Here is a 20,948-nt window from a genome sequence, read left to right on the forward strand (position 1 = left end):
CGTCGGCGCGACGTTCACGCCGGGCGCTGTGCTCAGACCGAGAAGATATGCGCCAGCGTCGATTGTAGTCCAGCACGATCGCCGTGCCTGAGTACGCCCGGCAGCTCGGTGATCGCGTGGAGACGCGACATGAGGCGCACTGTGGCGGTGCGAGCGGTCCGACGCCATCCGCGCTGGGAGGCCAGCGACGACGCCTGACGATAGTACGTGCGCTCGTCGCGGAAACGGCGACCGTCGAGGAGCGTCTTCTGCGAAGCGCTCGAACCGTGACGGCGGTAGGAGAAGACGACCTCGGGGTCGTACGCCAGCGCACCGCCCTCGAAGGCGACGTCCATGAGCAGGGCGAGGTCCTGGATGATCGGGAGACCGTCTCGGAAGTCGATGCGCTTGAGCGTCTCGGTCCGGAACGTCAGCGACGGCCAGTACAGCCAGTCGCCCCTGATCAGGCTCGTCGCCATCTCCTCGCCGCGGAGCACCGTGACGCCGTCGCGTCGACGCGGCGCGAGCATGCCCTGTTTGACGCGGTCGACGAGCGGTGAGACCGGCGTTCCGTGCTCGTCGATGACGACCACACCCGGCTGGATCACGTCGACGTCCGGGGCGGAGTCGATGACCCGCCGGATCACCTCGAGATAGCGCGGATGCATGAGGTCGTCGCAGCCGAGGATCGTGATGAACGGACTCGTCGCCCGTCGGATCGCCTCACGGTAGTTCTCGGTGATCCCCAGATTGACCTCGTTGCGCACGTACTCGATCCGCGGATCGTCGACCGCGGCGAAGTACTCCCCCACCGAGGCATCGGGATAGCAGTCGTCGATGACGATCATGCGCCAGTCCTGCACGGACTGCGCTCTGACGGAATCCACCGTCTCGTACAGGAGACCGGGGTCGCCCCAGAAGGGCACGAAGATCTCATGAGTCACAGCGTCAGCATCCCGTCACCTCGTAGAGCTTGGCAGAACCCTCGGAGTCGACCAGGGTCAGCGCATCGGAGGCCGCGAGCCGGCGGAGGCCGTCGTACTCGTGCTTCGCCCCGTGGATCTCGTCGACCCCGAAGTCCAGGACGTAGGTCGTGCCCGTCCGCTCGATCGCGTCGCACACGGCCGAGCCCGGCTCGGCGCGGGACAGCTCGTCCAGGATGAGCTGCTCGTCGTCCGTGAACTCCATCAGCACGTGGGGCATCGTCACGCGACGGTCGGCGAACGCGTACGCCATGCCGGCGCCCGTCCACCCGCTGCCCGCGATCACGGCGTCCTCGGGGACCTCTTCCGGCAGCCGCTCCATGAGCTCCAGCTCATCGGTGGAGACCAGGCGGGACTCGTCGCTGTATGCGTAGACGGCCGACACGTAGCGGATCGCCTGCTGGTTCGTGTAGAGCTGCCCGCCGAGGAGCACGACCGCGACGCCTGCGAGGACCGCGACCACCGGTCGACGCGCCCCGGCCTCACCGACGGCGACCCTGCGGACCCAGGCTGCGACGACATGACCTCCGTACGCCGCGATGGGCACGACCAGCATAGGCAGCAGAGCGGCGAGTCGTGGCGAGTTGTTGTACCACGCGGCGGTGATCAGATCGCGGAGCGTGGGCCACGGCATCGCGCTCGCGACGATGTAGAGGATCGCGACGATCGCGTACAGGACGACGGGAAGGACGGACCTGAGGGTCCATCGCCGCACGAGCGCGGCCGCGCCCACGATCAGGAGCACGACCGGGACCCAGGTGACGTTCCCGTAGGTCGGCGACAGAGTGAGCGCCTGACCGATCGCCTGTCCGACCGACTGCTCGACCGGCCATCCGCGGGCCTCCGCAGCGGGCTTGAGGACCTTCCACGCCACGGCGGCCACGGCGAGCGTCAGCACGAAGAACACGCTGACCCGAACGAGCGCGGGACGCGCGGGACGCTCGCGGAGGAACCGCGCGTAGGCGAGGGTCGCCGTCGCCATGGCGAGGACGATCCAGGCGACGAACGCGCCGGGGTGCGCGATGACCACACCCGGCAGCGAGCCGAGGAGCGCGACGAAGAGCATCCCCCGGTGCAGCCGGGTCGATCGCGAGCCGAGACCGAGGAGCTCGATCGTCGCGGCGAGGACTGCGGGGAGCAGGCTCACCGCGAGGAAGTACGGATACAGGACCCCGTAGTCGATCATCATGATCGGGAAGACCGGGATGATCGCGGCCACCACGCCGGCGGTGAGCGTGACGACCCTGTGCCCACCGACCGTCACGCGGGTGAGAAGGAGCACGGACGCCGGCCACACCACGGCGGCGACGACGATCATCGTCGCGTTGGACGCGATCATGATCGAGGCGCCGCTGGTCTCCGCGACGAGCGCGACGAGCGCGTGCCATCCGTCGGGGTAGAACCACAGGCCGCCGTCGGGACTCGTCATCGCGCCGATGGTCATCGGAGATGCCGACCCGGTGTCCATGATGTAGCGCACCGCGTTGAGGTGGAAGATGTTGTCGAAGCTCTGCGAGATGTTGTTCGCGTCTCCGACGATCAGGACCAGCTGCACGGTGAGGATGACACCGGCGCCGAGCAGCGCCCACAGCGTCGTCCGTCCGGACCGCGCCGAGGGACGCGCCGCGCGTTCGACGCGCAGCGCCTTGCGGAGGACGAACGCCACCGCCATCACCACGAGCGCGGTGATCCCGACGGGGAGCAGGGTCCACCGCATGCTCACGAACGGCGTCCAGAGAGAGGCCAGCACGATCACCGTGGCCGATGCGGGCGCAGCGAAAGCCCACGCCCACAGTCCGCGCAGCGCGATGATCCGGGCGATGATGTAGCCGGGAACGAGGAGCAGCGCCGCCGCCGTGATCGCCGGCAGGACTGCCGACGCCCAGCTCATCGAGTCGCCTCGGGGAACCGGATCTTCGGGTTGAAGGTGATCCCCCGGAGCCACTTGCCCAGGAGCTTCGCACGGAGGTCCAGCGGAACGCGGCCGCGGTGCAGGCTGACGAACAGTCGTGCACCGAACTCCAGGAAGTAGAGGAGGCCGCGATGATGCAGCTGCCAGGAGGCCTCGTTGCGCACGCCGTAGGAGAACTTCCAGAGGCTCTTGCGATCGACCATCGCGAAGTTCACGCCCCGGTTGTCACCCATGTCGTGCACGACGACGCTGTCCATGACCTGCACGCCCGGGCACCGACGCGTCAGGCGCAGTGTGTACTCGCGGTCGTCGAACCAGATGAAGTATTCCGAGTACGGCAGACCGTACTCGGCGATCGCCCACCGGGGGATGAGCACGGAGACGAACGAGCAGGCGGTCACCATGACGTTGTTCTGCCCCTTGACGAGCAGGCGTCCCCAGTCCCACGTCGGCACAGGGTTGTTCATCTCGCAGATGCTGCCGTCGGTGAACTCGACGACAGAGCACGCGAACGGCACGTCGCCGCCGAGCTCGGCCACCGCGCCGTCGAAGCCCGCGATGAGCGATGCGAGGGCCTCGGGCTTGGGGTAGCAGTCGTCGTCCATGATCCAGACGTGATCGGCTCCTGACGCGTAGCCGCGCAGCATCCCCTCGGAGAATCCGCCTGCTCCCCCCGAGTTGGTCTGCATCGTCACGATCTCGAGGGGCACCGAGGTCTCGAGCGACGCGAGGTACTCGGCGGTGCCGTCGGTGGACGCGTTGTCGATCACGAACAGCGTCTCGACCGGGTGCGTCTGCGCCTCGATCGATGCGATGACGGTCTTCAGCTTCTCGATCCTGTTGAACGTGACGACCACTCCTGCGACGCTCACCACGAGCCCACCTCTTCCTCGAACCATGAACTCGCCGATTGCTTCGACAACAGCTTCTTCTCCGCCTTCCGCTCTTTGCGCCACAGGGCCTCGCGGGCCGCCTCGTCGGAGATGAGCGGGGCGACGGCCTCCGCCAGACGCCGCGCTGCGAGTCGCGCATAGCGCGGCACCAGCGCGGAGTCAGGGATGATGTCGCCCTGGGCTCCGACGTCCGTCGAGATCACCGGGACGCCGTGCGCGATGGCCTCCAGCGTCGTCAGCGTGAGTCCTTCGTTGTGCGACGAGACGACGAGCACATGCGCGTCGTCCAGGGTCTGCGACACCGGTGTTCCCGAGGTGCGTCGCTCGATGTCGGCGGTCAGCCCCTCCGCGGCGATGATGTCGTCCACCCATCCGGAGAGCTCCCCGTCTCCGTGGAGGATGAAGCGGAGCGCGTAGCCCTGGCGCTTGAGCCGTCGCGCCATGGCGATGAACACCTCCGGCGCCTTCTGCCGCGCCATGCGTCCCACGAACGCGACGGTGAAGACATCGCCCTCGCGGCGCGCCTGGAACTGCGCGTCCTTGGGCTTCACGGTCAGTCCCCCGAGCGGCGCCATGACGACACGTTCGGCGGGGATGCCCTGCACATCGGTCATCCACTTCGCGAGGCTCGGAGAGATCACGTGATGCGTGGTCATCGACCTCGACGCGATCGCGCTGCTCAGCGGGTATCCGCCGCCGGTGTACTCGACGATGTGGGTGCTGTCGACGATCGGGATGCCGGGTCGCGAGGCCGCGATCCAGGCGACGCGGTCGTACAGCCACTGGTTGTGATGGATGACGACGCCACGGACGTCGAATGTGCGCAGGAGGGCACGCAGCAGCGGCTCGACGCCCGGGGTCTGCGAGTCGACCGTCGGCTCCGAGAACGGGATCAGCAGAGCGCCGTCGAGTTCCGGCCGCGTCACCCAGGGCTGATGCGAGTCGCGGTTGGTCAGGACGATCGGCAGGAATCCCGCCTCGCGCACGAGCCGCACGGTCTCGAACGCCCAGAGCTCGGCCCCGCCGAGCTCGAACCAGTGGAGTCCGATGATCACGGCCTTCGGCGCTCCATCCGCGGAGGGGCCCGCCGGAACGATCACGTCGTCCTCGTGCGCTCCGCCGGGCTGGAACTCCCGCTCGTAGTCCCGCGGCTCGATCGCCGTGGTCATCCGCCGCCGGAATCGCAGCAGCGAGAGGTCGCGGGCGTCGTCGTAGAGGAGAGGAGCGCGCGACTTCACCTGGCGAGCGAGTCCTCCGATCAGGCCGCGGCGCGGAGGACGGTACGGGTCCGACTGCAGGACCTCGTCGGAGGAGACGTGGATGTGACGCGTCGGAGACGAGACGAGCTCGGCCGCCTCCGCCTCCGTCGACTCGGAGCGACGGTCCTCGTCCTCGACCGCGCTCACGATGTCGAACGATTCGATGCGCCTCCGGTTCGAGCGGGACATCCCGCTGAACGTGGTGTCATCCGTGAGGCGCGGGGTGGTCTCCACCGTGCCGTCGTATCGGTGGACGCGCAGCGTCCGCTGCGGAGCCATCAGCGCGTGGAAGTTCAGTGCGCCCACGAGGAGACGACGCTCCCGCTCCGTCAATCCACTGCCGGTCTGCGGATCCGCGAACCGGAAGAGCGCAGGCTGATCGAGAGCTTGAAGAAGTGTCACGGATACAGTGTGCTTTCGGATCGACGGACGCAACGAGACCTCCGCGATCCTACCAGCGCAGTACGGCGCGACTCTGGGGCGCGCCTGAGTCCGGACCGTCGCGCTCCCCACCGATATGCCAGGGAACGGAGAGAGGGGATCGTATGATTGCTGACGGTGCGCGCGCATACGTCCGCGCACGGAAGGTGGAATCTCGGTGGCACAGGCTGGCACAGTCGACGACCAGAGGATGACGACCCCCGGCGCGAATCGAGGTCTCCTCGAGGTCTTCCGCCAGCGGCATCTCCTCTCGCTCATCGTGCGCAAGGAAGTCCAGATCCGGTACCGGGGCTCGATCTTCGGGTGGCTCTGGTCGTACGTGAAGCCGCTGGTGCAGTTCGTCGTCTTCTTCGTGGCCATCGGCGTCTTCCTGGGCGCGAACGACCGGGTGGAGTTCTTCCCGATCTACCTCCTGTCCGGCATCACGGTCGTCACCTTCTTCAACGAGGCCTTCTCCAACGGCACCCGGTCGCTCGTGGACAACGCGGCGCTGATCAAGAAGATCTACCTGCCGCGCGAGATGTTCCCGGTGTCGAGCATGCTCATCGCCGCCGTCAACACGGTGCCCCAGATCATCGTGGTCGTCGCGATCTCGCTGTTCTTCGGCTGGGCTCCGACCTTCGCCTCGCTGGGCGCGATCCTGCTGGCGCTCGTCATCATCGCGATCCTGGCCACCGGACTCGGCCTCTTCTTCGGATCGATCAACGTCACGTTCCGCGATGCGCAGAGCTTCGTCGAGATCATCGTCATGGTCGCGATCTGGGCGTCCCCGGTGATGTACGACTGGGTGCAGGTCGCCCGGGTCGTTCCCGACTGGCTCTTCGTCCTCTACCGTCTCAACCCCATCACGGCCGCGGTCGAGCTGTTCCACTACGGCATCTGGTTCCCGCTCGTCCAGGACTCCGCCGAAGCGGTTCCGGGCCTGTGGACGTACGGTCTCATCGCGCTCGTGACCTCCCTCATCGCGCTGGTCATCGGCCAGCTCGTCTTCCGCCGACTGGAGGGCCGCTTTGCCCAAGACCTCTGACACCCGGACCCTCCCGCGCATCGTCATCGACGATGTCCACAAGAACTTCAAGCTCCGTCACACGCACTCCATCAAGGAGACCGCCCTCGCGGCGATCCGCCGCAAGCCGCTGACGACCGACTTCCACGCCCTCGACGGCGTGTCCTTCGAGATCGGCGAGGGCGAGTCGGTCGCGCTGCTCGGATTCAACGGCTCGGGCAAGTCGACGATGCTCAAGCTCATCTCCGGCGTGCTCGAGCCGGACTCCGGATCGGTGCTCACCCGCGGCCGCGTCGCGGGTCTCATCGAGGTCGGCGCCGGATTCCACCCCGATCTCTCCGGTCGCGAGAACATCTTCCTCAACGCGGCGATCCTCGGGATGAGCAAGAAGGAGACCGAGGCCCGGTACGAGGAGATCGTCGCGTTCAGCGAGATCGAGAAGTTCATCGACACCGAGGTCAAGCACTACTCCTCGGGCATGTTCCTCCGCCTCGCCTTCTCGGTCGCCATCCACACGGAGATGGACGTCCTCCTGATCGACGAGATCCTCTCGGTCGGCGACGAGCCGTTCCAGAAGAAGTGCCTCGCCCGAGTGCGCGAGCTGCACGCCCAGGGGAAGACCCTCGTCGTCGTCAGCCACGACCTGAACATGGTCTCGAAGCTATGCGACCGCGGGATCCTCCTCCAGGGCGGGAAGATCCGCTTCGACGGTCCGAGCACGGAGGCCGTGGAGATCATGCGCGCGTGACCCGCGCACGGCTCCGCCTCAGAGATCGGCGTGCAGCCCCCAGACGCGCTCCGCGGAGCTCATCCACGAGAACGCCCGGGATCGGTCCGCCCCCAGCACGCTGAGCCTGCGCGCGCCCGCGCCCACGGCATCCTCCACGGCGGCGGGCAGGTCGGATGCCGCGACGATCGCTCCCCCGTCCACGATCACGTCGCGGTGGGTCGCGGAGTCGACGGCGACCACCGGTACGCCCAGAGTCATGGCCTCGATGACACGCCACGGCCACGCGGTCAGCTCGCCGGTCGCGGCGAGGGCTGCCGCTCCCGCGAACACGGCGGCTCGGTCGTCGCGCGACAGGGATCCTCGGATGTGCGCGCGCGACTCGGGCAGGCCCGCGGCGGCGGCGACCTCCGCGATCCGCGGCTCGGCGCCCTCCGGAGCATCGAGCACGACCGCGTCCCGGCCGGCGGCGACGGCCGCCGCGAATCCGGCGCGGAGCGACTCGAGCGACCCCGTGAGCACGATGTAGCCGGCGGGGAGCGACAGGGCGTCGCGGCGAGCAGCGGCGTCGAGCGGCACGACGAACCCGTCGGGCGCGGCGCCGGGGATCACCCGGACGCGGCTGCCGACCTTCGCGATCTCGGTGAGGCGCTCCGCCATGGCGTGCGAGGGGACGACGATCGCGTCGGCGTGCTTCGCCGCGCGCTTCAGCATCGCCCGGTGCCAGGCGACGGCGGTCTTCGACAGGCAGTCCGGCGCCTCCCAGGCCTGGAGATCCCAGACGGTCACCGTGGTCTGGTCGTGGTCGTGCACCCGATCATGACGCACGAGCGGTGCCATGAGCGACGCTGAGTGGATCATGCCACCGCCGACGCCCGGGGCGAGGCCGATCTGCCACGACGCCGCCAGCTCCCGTCGTGCGAGCGGGAGCTGGCGCACATCGGCCATCCCCGGGATCGAGACCTCCGCCGACGCGGGGACGATGGCCTCGACGTCGCATCCGCTGGGCGCGGTCGCGATGAGCCCTGCGGCGAGATCCGATGCGGCGGAGGCCAGGTCGGGACTCACGACGTGCACCAGCTGATCGAGAACAACACGCAGCCGAGCACCCATGCGACAACAGTAATCGCCCGCCACGCCGGTTCCTGGGAGGCCGCCGGCGCGCGCGGAGAATCGTCGTACCCGCCCGCTACCGATATGTCGCTTTCGTGCTTGAATGCAGAGGTGAGTGACGGACGCCTTCCGGTCGAACGCCATTGGCTCCGCTGGGCCATCGGCGTCATCGTGACCCTTCTCGTGCTCGCGATCGGATGGGTGACGATCCGCGGCATCGGCGCCGTGAACGACCTGCAGCAGGTCGCGACCTCGTCGAAGGCGCTCAAGACGGCGATCGGCGAGGGGGATCTCGATCGCGCGGCGTCGCTGTCCCGGAGCATCGCCCATCACGCGGAGTCCGCGCACTCCCTCACCTCCGACCCGATCTGGAACGGCTTCGCCGCGCTCCCCTGGCTCGGCCCGAACTTCTCGGCCGTCCGCGACGTCTCGGAGATCGCCGACCAGGTCGCCTCCGACGCCCTCCTGCCGGTCCTGGATGCCGCCGGCGAGCTGGACCTCGGGACGCTCGGCCTCTCCAACGGAGGGATCGACCTGGCCCCCTTCACCGCCATCGAGCCGTCGCTCGCCGACGCGAGCGACACGCTGACCGCCGCGGAGGACCAGGCGCTCGCGATCGATGCCGACGCGACCCTCCCTCCCCTCGCCGACGCGGTCCGCGAGATGCGGGCGACCGTCACGCAGGCGGCGACCGTCATCGGCTCGCTGCACGGCGCAGCGGCGCTGCTGCCGAGCATGCTCGGCGCCGAGGGCCCGCGCTACTACGTGCTCGCGATGCAGAACAACGCCGAGCTGCGGTCGTCCGGCGGCATCGTGGGAGCCATCGCCCTCGTGCTGGCCGAAGGCGGGCGGATCAGCCTCGTCCAGCAGGCCTCCACGGCCGACTTCCCGCCGCTCGACACCGCGCTGCCGCTCAGCGACTCCACCATCGCCCTCTTCGAGGACCGTCCGGGCCGCTACCTCCAGAACATCACGAGCATCCCCGACTTCACCGAGGCGGGACCGACCATCGCGGCACGCTGGCAGCAGCGTTTCGGCACACCGGTCGACGGCGTGATCGCGGTCGACGCCGTCATGGCGCGCAGCCTGCTCGCCGTCACCGGCCCCCTGGCCTTCGGCCCCTTCACCGCCGACAAGGACAACGTCGTCGACTTCCTGCTGTCGGAGATCTATGCGGCCGTCCCCGACCCGCTGGTGCAGGATCAGATCTTCGCCCAGGCGGCCTCCGCGATGCTGGGGTCGGCTCTCTCCGGCGCCGATCCCAAGGACCTCGTCGGCGCCCTGGCGGAGTCAGCAGGCGAGGACCGCATCCGCATCTGGAGCGCGCACGAGGAGGAGCAGTCGCTGCTCGCGTCGTCCACCCTCGGCGGGGCGCTGCCCGCGGACGACACGGAGACCCACGTCGGCATCCTCCTCAACGACGCCACGGGCGCGAAGATGGACTACTACGCGGATGCCGAGATATCGACCTCGATCGGGAGCTGCGACGGTCGGCCGACGACCCAGGTGCGGGTCACCTGGACGAACGGCGCTCCCGCGGACGCGGGGACCGCGCTCCCGGTGTACGTGACCGGCGGGGGCACCTACGGCGTCGAGCCCGGCTCGGTGCGCACCCTCGTGACCGTGTACGGCCCGGAGGGGGCGACGCCCTCGCACATCGACAGGGACGGCGAGGAACCGCCCGTGCAGACCGCGCTCCTGGGAACGAGGACCGCCGTGCAGCACGACGTCCTGCTCGCTCCCGGCGAGTCGACCACGATCACGGTCGAATTCCAGGGCGAGGGCGCGGGAGAGCGACTCACCGTCGTCGAGCACACGCCGATGATCGACGCTCCGAAAACGACACGGACACAACTGCGATGCGCATCGTGACTTTGGCACTCCGATGATGTAGTGTCATCCTCACTGGGGAATATCTGGGTTCAGCAATCCTGTCGTGGGGACAGGATGAGCCCACGCAATCGGACGCAGGGGTGTATCCGGATGCGATTCCGCGTGAATTTCTGGGGAGAATCATGCTGAAGAAACTGGCTGCGATCAGCCTTACTGCTGGCGCGCTGGTGCTCATGGCACCTGCTGTCGCCTCCGCCGCACCGACCGTCCCGACCGCGGACGACTCGTATGCGAACACGCCTCGCGTGGCCGTCGATGATCCGATCATCGACACGTGCGAGGTCTCATCGGTCGCGTTCGGTGCGGGCTACTTCCAGCCGTCCGAGAACGTGGGCGTGTCCGTCTCCGGCCAGAACGCCGGCGACTCGGCGATCTCCGGGAACACGGCGGCTGCCGACGGCAGCCTGCTCGTGACGTTCCGCCCGCCGACCGACGGTCAGGGGTCGTACTCGCTCGCCTTCGCGGGGACGCGTTCGTACACCGCGACCATCACCGTGTCGCAGGGACAGGACGCGGCCGCGAGCTGCGATCGCGACCCCGGCGTCGCGGCAGCGGGGACCGAGCTGCCGCTCACGGGCGGGAGCCTCGAGCTCGCGCTCACCGGCGGCGAGGTCTCGCCGTGGGTGCTCGGAGGCGGAGCGGCCGCACTGGTCGCCGGAGGAGCACTCGTCGTCACCGGCGTCGCGCGTCGCAAGCGCGCCTAGATCAGATCCTCGCCTCTGCGGGGGTCGACTGGACGACGGTGATCCCTCCCCCTCCGATCACCGTCGTCTGGCGAATCCGGTCTCCGACCGGAGGCCCACGACGGTCACCTTCACTCTCGGGTGGCCGTCGTGGGTTTTTCGTGCGCGCTCAGCACAGCACGCGGACGTCAGGCTCCCGTCAGGAGCATGAGGACGGCCGCGCTCACGAGCTCGAGCGCGCTCGGTCACGGCGTGGGGGTCGGCGTCTCCGTCGGCGGATGCAGGGCCTGCTGCACGAGCTCACGGATGTAGGCGTAGTCCGGCTCGTACTCGTCGACGCCGTTCTCGGGGGTGAGCTCGATCGTCGTCACCGGCTGCTCCTTCGCCTTCGTCATCAGGTCGAAGAATTCGGGTAGCTTGTCCTGCGGCAGATCCGTGCTGATCAGCGCCGTGCCGGCCGCGGCGACCTCGTTGAACCGGGTGAGCACCGTCTGCGGCGTGAACTGGGCGAGGATCGCCTCCTGCAGCTCCCGCTGCCGCTTCATCCGATCCCAGTCGCTCGTCGTGTACCGCGACCGCGCATACCACTGAGCCGTGTCGCCGTCCATGACCTGCTCGCCGGGCTCGATCCACCCGATCGCCCAGGCGTCGACGTCGTACGGGTCGGTGCCGTCGGGCGGGCCGCCCTTGGGCAGGCGCTCCGTGACGGTGATCTTGACCCCGCCGAGAGCGTCGACGAGATCCGCGAACCCGTGCATGTCGACGAACACGTAGTAGGGGATCTCGATCCCCAGGACTCCCTCGGCCGCATCCTTCGTCGCCTCGATGCCGGGGTCGGACCCCCGCGCTGCGGCGTCCGGGTAGAGGCTCGCGCCACCGTCCTCCCGGCAGATCTCCGCGGCGTTGCGGACATGATTCATCCAGCCGTTCCATCCGCAGGAGCTCGAGTTGTGTCCCTCGAAGCCGCTCGGATAGAGCGCCTGCATCGGGCTTCCCTCGCTGAACGGCGCATTCGGCAGCTCCCGCGGGATGCCGGTGATCGTCACCGCTCCCGTGCTGGCGTTGACCGAGACGACGGAGATGCTGTCGTACCGCATCGAGTCGCGCCCTTCTCCGCTGTCAGCGCCCAGCAGAAGGATGTTGTAGTACCCGTCGCTGGGGGGAAGGCTGGGCCCGCTCTGACCGAAGATCGAGCTGATGGTGTTGCGAGCGGAGCCGACCACCGTCGCCGCGTAGGCGGTCGCGCCGCCGACCATCCCGAGAAGCAGCAGCGCGACGAGCGGGATGGCGAACTTCGACAGGCCGGGGACCTTGACGAGGCGGACGAGCCGGAGCGCATCGAACGTGAGCACGATCCAGAGCACGATGTAGCCGACGAGCAGCACCTGCACCAGCGTGAGGATGGCCGCCGAGACGAAGCCCCCTCCGACGGTGAGCCAGAGCAGAACGGGGCGCGCGAAGAGCGCGAGGGCCGCGGTCACTACGACGAGGGACCAGCCGACGAGCGTCGCGCCCAGACCGAAGCGGCCGAGGCGGCGGCTTCCGGCGAGCACCTGGGCCGACCCGGGGACGAGCACGTTGAGCAGCACGAGCCACCAGCCGCGCTTCGTCATCATTGCGGCGTCCGACGTGTCGGGACGGCGCAGCGGCCGTGTCTCGATCAGCGGACGAGCCGACCCGCGCGGCGGCGCGAGTGTCACAGGGAGCCCTTCAGCCGTTCGTTCTTCTCCTCGACCTGCACCTCGAGGTCGAGGGCGTACGCCTCGACGCGGTCGGCGAGCTCGTCATCCGAGGCGCCGAGGATGCGCACGGCCAGCAGACCCGCATTTCGCGCTCCGCCGATGGACACGGTGGCGACGGGGATGCCCGCCGGCATCTGGACGATGGAGAGCAGCGAGTCCATGCCGTCGAGGTAGGCGAGCGGCACCGGAACGCCGACGACGGGCAGAGCGGTCATCGATGCGAGCATGCCCGGAAGATGAGCCGCTCCCCCCGCCCCTGCGATGATGACGCGGATGCCTCGCCCTCGCGCCTCCCGCGCGTACTGCATGAGCTTGTCGGGGGTGCGATGGGCCGACACGACCTCCACCTCGTGCGGGATGCCGAAGTCCGTGAGCGCCTGAGACGCGTCGCTCATCACGCGCCAGTCGGAGTCGGATCCCATGACGACGCCGACGAGGGGCGCGGTGGAGGAGTGCAATGGCTCGGTCACCCACTCAGGCTACGGTCTCGGGCTGAGAGATCCCCCGAACGGCACGCCTTCTGCGGGCATCGTCCCGCTCGTCAGTCGAAGTGCGCGGCCGCGGCCCGAGCGGTGTACACCGCGTCGTCGAGGTCGTCTCCCGCGACGTTGACGTGACCGACCTTGCGGCCGGGACGCGGAGCCTTGCCGTAGGTGTGGATCTTCGCGGACGGATGCTCCTCCATGGCGCGGGAGAACCGGTCGCCGAGCGAGCCCTCCGCGGGGCCGCCGAGGATGTTCACCATCACCGACCAGGGCGCTCGCGGAGAGGTGTCGCCCAGCGGGAGGTCGGCCACCGCCCGCAGGTGCTGCTCGAACTGCCCGGTGATCGCGCCGTCCTGGCTCCAGTGGCCGCTGTTGTGCGGACGCATGGCGAGCTCGTTGACCAGGACGCGCTCGTCGTCGGTCTCGAACAGCTCGACGGCCAGCATGCCGGTGACGCCCAGGCCCTCGGCGATCGACCGGCCGATGCCCTCAGCGACCTCGGCGAGACGTCCTGCGGCCGCCGGCGCGGGGGCGATCACCTCGGCGCAGACGCCGTCGCGCTGCACGGTCTCCACGACGGGATAGGCGACGATCTGACCACTGGGGCGTCGCGCGACCTGCTGCGCGAGCTCGCGTGCGAAAGCGACGAGCTCCTCCACCAGCAATGCCTCGCCGTCCGCGAGGGCATCCAGCCAGTCCTGGGCGTCGGCCGCGTCCCGGACGACCCGGACCCCCTTGCCGTCGTATCCACCACGCGGGGTCTTCACAACGCCCGCGCCGCCGTGGGCGTCGAGGAACACCTGCAGCTCGGCGACGTCGCGGACGGGCGCCCAGTCCGGCTGCGGCACGCCGAGTTCGGCCAGGCGGGCCCGCATGACGAGCTTGTCCTGCGCGAACTGCAGCGCATCGGGTCCGGGGTGCACGGAGACGCCCTCCTCGACGAGAGCACGCAGAACCTGCTGCGGCACGTGCTCGTGGTCGAAGGTGACGACGTCCACGTCGGCCACGAAGGCCCGCACGGCGTCGAGATCGCGGTAGTCGCCGACCGCTGTCGCGGCGAGCTGGGCCGACATCCCCTCGTCCTCCGCGAGCACGCGGAGCTCGAGTCCCAGTTCGACCGCCGGAGCGATCATCATCCTGGCCAGCTGGCCTCCACCGATCACGCCCACGCGCAGCGCCATGTGCCGCCTCCATTCGTCCCGACCATTCTCTCGCATCGCGACGCGAGCGGATCACACGGCGTCCGGAGCGGAGCACGGCCCGCGCCGGGGTCAGGAGTCCCCGGCGCCCTCGTGCGAGGACTGCGCGTCACGATGCGCCAGGATCTGACTGACCTCGATCTGGTCGGCGAGGGTCTCGTGCACGAGCGTCACGTTGGGGACGTTCGCCAGCCGCAGCGGAGCGTCGACGCCGTTCGACAGGGTGATCGTGCCCGCGCCCCACATGCGCTGCGCGAGGCCCCGACGGACGCCGATCGTGTACCCCCTCGCATGCGACATCTCACGACGGCTGCGGGAGCCCACGCCGTGGTTGACGATGACCCGACGGGTCGTGACGGTCGTCGACCGGGAGAACCACACGATGTACGGCACGACGACGAGAAGGAGGACGATCGCTCCGGCCGCGCTCAGCAGCATCCAGTTCTCGAACGGCGCGGGAAGGTTGTCGAAGAAGTAGGCGGTGGCACCGAAGACCGCGATGAGCACCAGCGCCGACCAGAACAGCCGACGGGCGTGCCCGCGGAACCGCGCGATGAGCAGCTCCTCGCTGGGCGCGCCGGGAGGCGGCATCGTCGGGCGTCCGCCGAGAGTCACGGGCTGGGTCACCCCTCCATTGTGCCTGCCGCCGCCGACAAGACGCCTCGCGGCCCGGGCGTGTCAGGCTCCGGACGGCCGCACGTGCACGACGTCGCCGGCCGAGACCGCATGCTCCTCACCGTCGACGCGCACGACGAGTCGACCCTCCGCGTCGAGCGAGACCGCCTCTCCCTCGAGCAGCCTGTCCCCCGGCAACGAGACGCGGACCCCGAGTCCGAGCGTGGCGCAGCGACGCACCACCTCGGCGTGCAGACCGCCCCCCACCGCGTCGTCGGCCGCGGCGAGCGCCGTGACGAGCCGGTCGAGTCCGGCGAGGTACGTCGCGATGAGCCGGTCGACGTCGACGTCGGCGCCGAGCACGGCGAACGAGGTGGCGGAGGGGACCGGCAGCTGGGCGGGAGTCATGGCCGTGTTCACGCCCGCTCCGATGATCACGGCATCGGCGGTCGCCTCCGCGAGGATTCCGCTGATCTTGCGACCGCCCACGAGCACGTCGTTCGGCCATTTCACCGCGACGCCGTCGTCCGGAAGCTGCTCGGCCACCGCATCCGCCATCGCGACTCCCGCGGCGAGCGGGAGCCAGCCGCGCAGATCGGGACGTTCGGGGAGCCGCCGCACGACGACCGAGATGGCGACGGATGCGCCCGCCGGCGCGGTCCACGTGCGGTCGAGCCGTCCTCGACCGGCCGTCTGGTCATCGGTGATGATCGCGGACAGATGCGGCCACGCTCCGCCGTCGCCGGCGACATCTCGCAGCATCGCGTTCGTCGACCCCGCCTGGGACAGGACGTCGATGCGGGAGGCGACGGCTCGCGAGAGCGGGAGATCCACCGTCATGCCTCCTCGTCGTCCGTCTCGTCGTCGTCGTCGTCCTCGTCTCCGCGGATCGCTCCGATCTCATGCGCGTGCCAGCGGTCCCAGTCCTGCATGAGCCGTTCGATCGCGGCGTGGAACTTCTCGGTCGCGACGCCCGGCGTCGTGTCGCCGAAGTAGTGCTGCACCCACATGCGGAGCCGTGCGACAGCCGCCTCGTCCGCCCGCACGCGCTCGACCTCCGCGACGATGTCGGCCGCGGCGTCGGTCGTCAGCCACTCGCAGTCCGACAGATAGCCGTTGGTGTCGATCGAGGCGCGCTCGTCGCTCGGGCGCGTGATCATCAGAGGCTTGCCGACCGCCAGACGGTCGTACACCATGGCCGAGATGTCGACGATGGCGACGTCGGCGGCGGCGAGCTGCCATCCGAGATCCGGCCCGTCGTCGTAGACGTGCTGCGCCCGCGGGTCCGCGGCGTTCGCCGCGGTGATCGCCGCGATGATGCGCCGATGCGCCGCGCCGTACTCGTGGTCGACGACCCCGCTCCGCGGATGCGGGCGGTAGACGACGCGATGGTGCGGCGAGGCGAGGAGCGCCGACATCAGCGCCTCGCCGTGCGTCGCGATCGATCCGTAGTGCGCGCTCGGACGGTCGCCCTCCCAGGTCGGCGCATACAGCACCACGGTGCGCTCGTCCGGGGTGTATGGGAGCGATCCGGAATAGTGATCGGCCTGCGGGCGACCGATCTCGATCGTGCGGCGATCGATGTCGTAGTCCCACAGCGTGCGGGAGAGCCGGTCGCGCGCGGCCTGACCCGCGACGAAGGCGTAGTCGTACGCCTTGTACTGGTTGGTCGTCATGTACATCTTGTCGGATTCGCCGTGGTTGATGAACACATGCCACCGACGGCCGTAGCGGAACATCTGGAAGTTGCGGGTGTTCTGGTTGACGTACAGCACCACCCGGATGTCCTGCGTGGCGAGGAACCGCTCGAGGTCGCGCACGGTCGGCACGAAGGCCACGGGCGGCGCGTCCTCGTCGAGGAGCCTGTCCGCGCCGGTGGCCGAGCGCGCGAGCACCACGACGGGCCAGCGCCGCCCCAGCTCGGCGAGGGGTCGGTACCACTGACGCATCTGGTACATGTTCACGGCGCCGTCGGCGAAGTACACGGCCACCCGGTAGCGACCCGGCTCGTGCGGCTCGCTCGCGGCGAGCCGGCGACGCACCCGCTGGACGGCCGTGCGAGAGGCGAGCGCCCGCTTCAACAGACGGTAGGCCTTCTTCACGTCGGAGACTGCACCCATCCCTCCAGGATACCGAGCGGGGTTGCGGCGCGAGCACTCCCGGCAGCGCGGCGTGCGCCGGTCAGCGAACGTTCCGGACGCGCATGCCATGATCGTTCTATGCCCGACAACGACGCCACCGTCCCCGATCCCGGGGTGTCGTTCGTCATGCCCGTCCTGAACGAGCGCGCGTACCTCGAGCACGCCGTCCGCTCCGTCCTCGCGCAGCAGCTGGATCTGCCTGCGGAGCTCGTCCTCGCCCTCGGGCCGTCCTCTGACGGGACCACGGAGCTCGCCCGCGATCTCGCCGCCGCCGATCCGCGGATCCGCCTCGTCGACAACTCCGCCGCCCACATCCCGGTGGGACTGAACGCCGCGATCCGCGCGAGCCGGTACGCGACGATCATCCGTGTCGACGCGCACTCCGAGCTCTCGCCGGGATACGCCGCTCGGGCCCTCGCGACCCTCGAACGCAGCGGGGCGGCGAATGTCGGTGGGGTGATGCGCGCCGACGGTCGCACGCCGTTCCAGAAGGCCGTGGCACGGCTCTACAACTCTCCCGTCGGCCTCGGCGGCGGCGCTTACCACGGCGGCACCGAGGAGGGCGAGGCGGAGTCCGCCTATCTCGGCGTGATGCGGCGCGAGGTCCTCGACGAGGTCGGCCTGTTCGACGAATCGGTCCGTCGCGGCGAGGACTGGGAGCTGAACCTGCGGATCAGGCAGGCGGGCCACCGCGTGTGGTTCGATCCGCAGCTCGCTGTCACCTACTGGCCGCGTGAGAGCTGGCTGCGACTCGCCCGCCAGTTCCGGGCCACGGGCGCCTGGCGCGGAGAGCTGGTGCGCCGGTTCGGTCGCCGCAACGGCATCCGCTACTTCGCTCCCCCGGCCCTCGTCGTGCTCGTCGCCGTGGCCGCCGTCGTCGGGGTGCTGCAGGCGACTCGCGTGATCGGCGGGGTCCTCTCCGTCGTCGTCTCGGCGCTGGTGTACCTGCCCCTGCTCGCCTACGTGCTGCTCGTGCTGGCCGTCGCCTGCTCGCCCTCGGGCGGAGGCCTCCGTCAGCGACTGTGGACGCTGGCCGTGCTGCCGACGATGCATCTCTCGTGGGGCCTGGGCTTCATCGGCGGCGTGCTCCGCGGCGCCGGAGACACCGTGGACGCCTCACGACTCGGGACGCGGAACACCCCGCTGCCCTAGCGGCAGACTCTCGATCGGGGTCAGCGGGAGACGAGACCCTGATCGAGGATGCGCGCCACCACGCGGTCGGCGGCGTGCCCGTCGTCCCGCGGGTTGAACTGCGCGCGCCACGCCGCGTAGCGCTCCGCGTAGGCCTCCTCCGCGGTGCCGTCGGCGAGCGCGGCGACCAGCTCGTCCTGCGTCGTGACCAGCGGACCGGGCGCCCGCGATGCGAGGTCGAAGTAGAACCCGCGGAGCTCACCGCGGTAATGGGCGAGGTCGGGGACGAGGAAGAACATGGGCTTGCCGGTGACGCTGAAGTCGAACATCACCGACGAGTAGTCGGTGATCAGCGCGTCCGCCGCCAGGAGCAGCTGCGCGGTCTCGGGGTATCCGGTGACGTCGACGACCCTCGCCCCGGCGCGATCGCGCCCTGCGTCGAGGGTCCGCGAGTGCCCTCGGACCAGGACGACGGAATCGGTCTGCCTCGCGAGCTTCTCGGCGTCGACGAAGTCGACCATCTCCGTGCGGTCGTCGCGCCAGGTCGGGGCGTAGAGCAGCACGCGCTCGCCCTCCTCGATCCCGAGGGACGCGCGGATCGCCGTGCGGTCCCCCGTGACCAGCGCGTCGTTGCGCGGATATCCCTCGACCCAGATCGGCCGGCCGAAGAACGCGTACGCCTTGCGGAGGATGCGCTCGGAGTACGTGTTCTGCGCCAGCAGCACATCCCATCTCCGCGACTCCTTGATGACCGCCGCCATGCGTCGAGGGTCGAATCCCGGCCGATGCAGAGCGAGCCGTTTGAGCGGGGTGCCGTGCCAGGTCTGGATCACCCGCTGACCGGGCTTGCGCGCGAAGCGCCGTCGCAGCCAGTCGTTCACGACGAGCAGTCGAGCGGATGCTCGGGCGCGCCACCATTCCGGGCTGCCCTCGACGACGGCGACGGCACCCTCCGGCACCGCGACGGACAGATCGACCACGCTCCAGTACCGCACCACGTCCGGCGCCTGGGCAGCGAGCGCGCGGTCGATCGCCCGCGGATTGCAGCCCACGCTGCGGCCGTAGAAGCTCTCGAAGAAGACCGCGTTCTCGGTGCCGCCGGCGGAGGCGACGTAGCGGCCCTCGAGCGTCGCCTGTCCCTCGACCGTCTCGTACACGGGGTCGATCGGAGCGGCGATCCGCGCGGTGGCGCCGTCGAGCTCGACCCGCACCCCCGAGAGGACATGCGGGGCGACGTGGAGGTCGTCCAGATCCACGTCGGCGATGCGGACGTCGTACTGTCCGGTCGGAAGGGGCAGCTCTGCGCCGCCCCACCTCGAGGCCCGCAGCGGGAAGGTCGCCTTCCACGTCTTGCCGCCTCCCGTGATGCGCGCGCTCACCCGTGCCCGGGGACCGATCAGCTCCGCCGCCGAGGGTCGCACCCCGGCCCCTGCGATGACCAGCGTCTCTGCCGTCTCATCGATCCGGGCGGTCGTCATGCTGCTCCCTTCGGCGCGGGAATCCCCCGCGCACGGATTGTCTCGTACACCCGTCGGGTGTTGCGCCCGTCGCGAAACGCATGCATCTCCGCGCTGAGCGTAGCGGAACGCCGAGATGCGGCCTCGAACTCGCCGTCGTCCGCGAGCAGCGCGTCGAGCGCCGACACGACATCGTCCCAGTCCGTCGCGACATCGGCTCCGGCGACGTCCTCGTAACGGCCATAGAAGCCCCGCACCCTGGCGTACTCCTCCGCATCGGGTGCGAAGTACACCACCGGCATCGCCAACAGGCCCACGTCGTAGGCGAGCGAGGAGTAGTCGGTGATGAGCACGTCGATCGCAGGCAGCACGGGCGTCACATCCGGGACGACGGCCGCGCCCAGCATCCGGATCCTCCTGCTCGGCACCGGGGGGTGATAGTCCCCTTCGCCGAGGGGGTGGGAGCGGATCAGGAGCACCGCATTGTGACGGTCGAGCAGCCCGATGATCGACAGCCAGTGCGCTGCCGACGGGATCGCGGGATCCGCCGCGCCGTCACGCCAGGTGGGCGCGTAGAGGATCGTCCGCGCACCGGAGAGCGGCTCCTCGCCCGCGCGGTGCAGCACCGCGGCCGCGTGCGCCCGCCGATCCTCGGGCGTGCCCCGGGACAGGACGTCGACGCGCGGCTCACCGGTGACGACCACGCGGTCGTCACCCAGCGCGAACGCCGACTCGAGCCGTCCTCGCGAGCGATGCGAGGCGGCCGGGAGCACGCGGATGCGTCGAGCCGCCGCGCGGTACAGGATTCCGACGAGACGGCTCAGCAGCGCAGCACCGGGGACATCCGGCACTTGGGTGGTGGCGGGCGAGTCGAGCCCGATGCGCTTGAGCGGGATCCCGTGCCAGAGCTGCACGACGAAGGCTCCGGAGATGCCGTAGCGGTTGGCGTCCCCGAGCCCGTGGGTCACGACCACGACCCCGGCGCGCGCGGTCGCCCACCAGCCGCGGAGGCCGGTCTTGCGGACGGACCGGATGCCCAGCGCTGCCGCATCGCGATCCTCGCGATCGGATGCCGTCAGCCAGAGCGTCTCGTGACCGCGCTCGTCGGCGAGCGTGCGGAGCGCCAATGCGCCGTCGCCCACGCCCGCCCCGCAGCCGAAGACCCAGCGGGTGCCGCGCGGGATCAGCAGCGTGCCGATGCGCCCGGCGAGGTAGAGCGGGATCCGCAGCAGCTTGGCCGCATTGCCGGATCCGAAGGAGAAGGACGCCACCCCGCGAGCCTATCGCGG

The 20,948-nt window shown here is 69.7% G+C and carries 18 protein-coding genes; 5 read left to right on the forward strand and 13 right to left on the reverse strand.

Annotation, left to right across the window (positions count from 1 at the left end):
- Positions 1–32 precede the first annotated feature (32 nt).
- Genes A4X16_RS04930 through A4X16_RS04945 form a run of 4 tightly spaced genes read right to left on the reverse strand, consistent with a single transcriptional unit; the run spans position 33 to position 5,428 of the window.
- Positions 33–923: a glycosyltransferase gene (locus A4X16_RS04930; protein WP_067117279.1), complete on the reverse strand. Its 891-nt coding sequence runs from the start codon at positions 921–923 to the stop codon at positions 33–35.
- A 4-nt stretch (positions 924–927) separates the two neighbouring features.
- A complete protein-coding gene (locus tag A4X16_RS04935) occupies positions 928–2,853 on the reverse strand; it encodes a DUF6541 family protein (RefSeq protein WP_067117283.1) in 1,926 nt (641 codons plus the stop codon).
- The gene (locus A4X16_RS04940) at positions 2,850–3,746 is read right to left on the reverse strand and encodes a glycosyltransferase family 2 protein (RefSeq protein WP_231880275.1); all 897 of its coding nucleotides are present in this window, start codon (positions 3,744–3,746) and stop codon (positions 2,850–2,852) included. Before A4X16_RS04940 ends, A4X16_RS04935 begins: the two co-directional genes overlap by 4 nt.
- The gene (locus A4X16_RS04945) at positions 3,743–5,428 is read right to left on the reverse strand and encodes a glycosyltransferase (RefSeq protein WP_197491773.1); all 1,686 of its coding nucleotides are present in this window, start codon (positions 5,426–5,428) and stop codon (positions 3,743–3,745) included. The genes A4X16_RS04940 and A4X16_RS04945 overlap by 4 nt, the downstream gene beginning before the upstream one ends.
- Before the next feature lie 229 nt (positions 5,429–5,657).
- Here A4X16_RS04945 and A4X16_RS04950 point away from each other — a divergent pair, with 229 nt between their 5' ends.
- Positions 5,658–6,494 carry an ABC transporter permease gene (locus A4X16_RS04950; RefSeq protein ID WP_082914286.1) on the forward strand — a complete coding sequence of 279 codons (837 nt, stop codon included), beginning with the start codon at positions 5,658–5,660 and terminating at the stop codon, positions 6,492–6,494.
- Positions 6,478–7,221 (forward strand): ABC transporter ATP-binding protein, encoded by a 744-nt coding sequence (locus tag A4X16_RS04955; protein WP_067117295.1) that lies wholly within the window; start codon positions 6,478–6,480, stop codon positions 7,219–7,221. Before A4X16_RS04950 ends, A4X16_RS04955 begins: the two co-directional genes overlap by 17 nt.
- A gap of 18 nt (positions 7,222–7,239) precedes the next feature.
- Here the strand turns inward: A4X16_RS04955 and A4X16_RS04960 are convergent, their stop codons facing one another.
- Positions 7,240–8,313 carry a glycosyltransferase gene (locus A4X16_RS04960; RefSeq protein WP_067117298.1) on the reverse strand — a complete coding sequence of 358 codons (1,074 nt, stop codon included), beginning with the start codon at positions 8,311–8,313 and terminating at the stop codon, positions 7,240–7,242.
- Between the two features lie 111 nt (positions 8,314–8,424).
- Here A4X16_RS04960 and A4X16_RS04965 point away from each other — a divergent pair, with 111 nt between their 5' ends.
- On the forward strand, positions 8,425–10,185 hold the full coding sequence (locus tag A4X16_RS04965; protein WP_067117301.1) for a DUF4012 domain-containing protein: 1,761 nt from the start codon (positions 8,425–8,427) through the stop codon (positions 10,183–10,185).
- Positions 10,186–10,328: 143 nt separating this feature from the next.
- Positions 10,329–10,910: a hypothetical protein gene (locus A4X16_RS04970; RefSeq protein WP_067117303.1), complete on the forward strand. Its 582-nt coding sequence runs from the start codon at positions 10,329–10,331 to the stop codon at positions 10,908–10,910.
- Positions 10,911–11,134: 224 nt separating this feature from the next.
- On the opposite strand, the gene A4X16_RS04975 is transcribed toward A4X16_RS04970, so the two are convergent.
- The 6 genes from A4X16_RS04975 to A4X16_RS05000 all read right to left on the reverse strand — a co-directional run bounded on the left by A4X16_RS04975 (position 11,135) and on the right by A4X16_RS05000 (position 17,050).
- Positions 11,135–12,589, reverse strand: a complete 1,455-nt coding sequence (locus A4X16_RS04975) for an LCP family protein (RefSeq protein ID WP_067117306.1) — start codon at positions 12,587–12,589, stop codon at positions 11,135–11,137.
- Positions 12,586–13,053: a 5-(carboxyamino)imidazole ribonucleotide mutase gene (purE, locus tag A4X16_RS04980; RefSeq protein ID WP_067117399.1), complete on the reverse strand. Its 468-nt coding sequence runs from the start codon at positions 13,051–13,053 to the stop codon at positions 12,586–12,588. The genes A4X16_RS04975 and purE overlap by 4 nt, the downstream gene beginning before the upstream one ends.
- A gap of 119 nt (positions 13,054–13,172) precedes the next feature.
- Positions 13,173–14,297: a 5-(carboxyamino)imidazole ribonucleotide synthase gene (locus tag A4X16_RS04985; protein WP_067117309.1), complete on the reverse strand. Its 1,125-nt coding sequence runs from the start codon at positions 14,295–14,297 to the stop codon at positions 13,173–13,175.
- Positions 14,298–14,387: 90 nt separating this feature from the next.
- Positions 14,388–14,942, reverse strand: a complete 555-nt coding sequence (locus tag A4X16_RS04990; protein WP_067117312.1) for a PH domain-containing protein — start codon at positions 14,940–14,942, stop codon at positions 14,388–14,390.
- Positions 14,943–14,993: 51 nt separating this feature from the next.
- Positions 14,994–15,770 (reverse strand): biotin--[acetyl-CoA-carboxylase] ligase, encoded by a 777-nt coding sequence (locus tag A4X16_RS04995; protein WP_067117315.1) that lies wholly within the window; start codon positions 15,768–15,770, stop codon positions 14,994–14,996.
- On the reverse strand, positions 15,767–17,050 hold the full coding sequence (locus A4X16_RS05000) for a CDP-glycerol glycerophosphotransferase family protein (protein WP_067117318.1): 1,284 nt from the start codon (positions 17,048–17,050) through the stop codon (positions 15,767–15,769). Before A4X16_RS05000 ends, A4X16_RS04995 begins: the two co-directional genes overlap by 4 nt.
- Positions 17,051–17,149: 99 nt before the next feature.
- Between A4X16_RS05000 and A4X16_RS05005 the strand changes: the two genes are divergently transcribed.
- Positions 17,150–18,223, forward strand: a complete 1,074-nt coding sequence (locus tag A4X16_RS05005) for a glycosyltransferase family 2 protein (RefSeq protein ID WP_067117321.1) — start codon at positions 17,150–17,152, stop codon at positions 18,221–18,223.
- 20 nt (positions 18,224–18,243) lie between these two features.
- Here the strand turns inward: A4X16_RS05005 and A4X16_RS05010 are convergent, their stop codons facing one another.
- Both A4X16_RS05010 and A4X16_RS05015 read right to left on the reverse strand, forming a co-directional pair.
- Positions 18,244–19,680, reverse strand: a complete 1,437-nt coding sequence (locus A4X16_RS05010; RefSeq protein WP_067117323.1) for a CDP-glycerol glycerophosphotransferase family protein — start codon at positions 19,678–19,680, stop codon at positions 18,244–18,246.
- Complete coding sequence (locus A4X16_RS05015) at positions 19,677–20,930, reverse strand: CDP-glycerol glycerophosphotransferase family protein (protein WP_067117326.1); 1,254 nt, start codon at positions 20,928–20,930, stop codon at positions 19,677–19,679. The genes A4X16_RS05010 and A4X16_RS05015 overlap by 4 nt, the downstream gene beginning before the upstream one ends.
- Between the last annotated feature and the right edge of the window lie 18 nt (positions 20,931–20,948).

Source organism: Microbacterium sp. H83, assembly GCF_001650405.1.
Taxonomy (GTDB): domain Bacteria; phylum Actinomycetota; class Actinomycetes; order Actinomycetales; family Microbacteriaceae; genus Microbacterium.

What these genes read in the sequence shown, in the direction of transcription:
- A4X16_RS04985 (WP_067117309.1), bottom strand. Translation starts at nt 14,297, where the DNA reads ATGGCGCTGCGCGTGGGCGTGATCGGTGGAGGCCAGCTGGCCAGGATG.
- A4X16_RS05010 (WP_067117323.1), bottom strand. Translation starts at nt 19,680, where the DNA reads ATGACGACCGCCCGGATCGATGAGACGGCAGAGACGCTGGTCATCGCA.
- A4X16_RS04970 (WP_067117303.1), top strand. Translation starts at nt 10,329, where the DNA reads ATGCTGAAGAAACTGGCTGCGATCAGCCTTACTGCTGGCGCGCTGGTG.
- A4X16_RS04950 (WP_082914286.1), top strand. Translation starts at nt 5,658, where the DNA reads ATGACGACCCCCGGCGCGAATCGAGGTCTCCTCGAGGTCTTCCGCCAG.
- A4X16_RS04960 (WP_067117298.1), bottom strand. Translation starts at nt 8,313, where the DNA reads ATGGGTGCTCGGCTGCGTGTTGTTCTCGATCAGCTGGTGCACGTCGTG.
- A4X16_RS04935 (WP_067117283.1), bottom strand. Translation starts at nt 2,853, where the DNA reads ATGAGCTGGGCGTCGGCAGTCCTGCCGGCGATCACGGCGGCGGCGCTG.
- purE (WP_067117399.1), bottom strand. Translation starts at nt 13,053, where the DNA reads ATGGGATCCGACTCCGACTGGCGCGTGATGAGCGACGCGTCTCAGGCG.
- A4X16_RS05005 (WP_067117321.1), top strand. Translation starts at nt 17,150, where the DNA reads ATGCCCGACAACGACGCCACCGTCCCCGATCCCGGGGTGTCGTTCGTC.
- A4X16_RS04995 (WP_067117315.1), bottom strand. Translation starts at nt 15,770, where the DNA reads ATGACGGTGGATCTCCCGCTCTCGCGAGCCGTCGCCTCCCGCATCGAC.
- A4X16_RS05000 (WP_067117318.1), bottom strand. Translation starts at nt 17,050, where the DNA reads ATGGGTGCAGTCTCCGACGTGAAGAAGGCCTACCGTCTGTTGAAGCGG.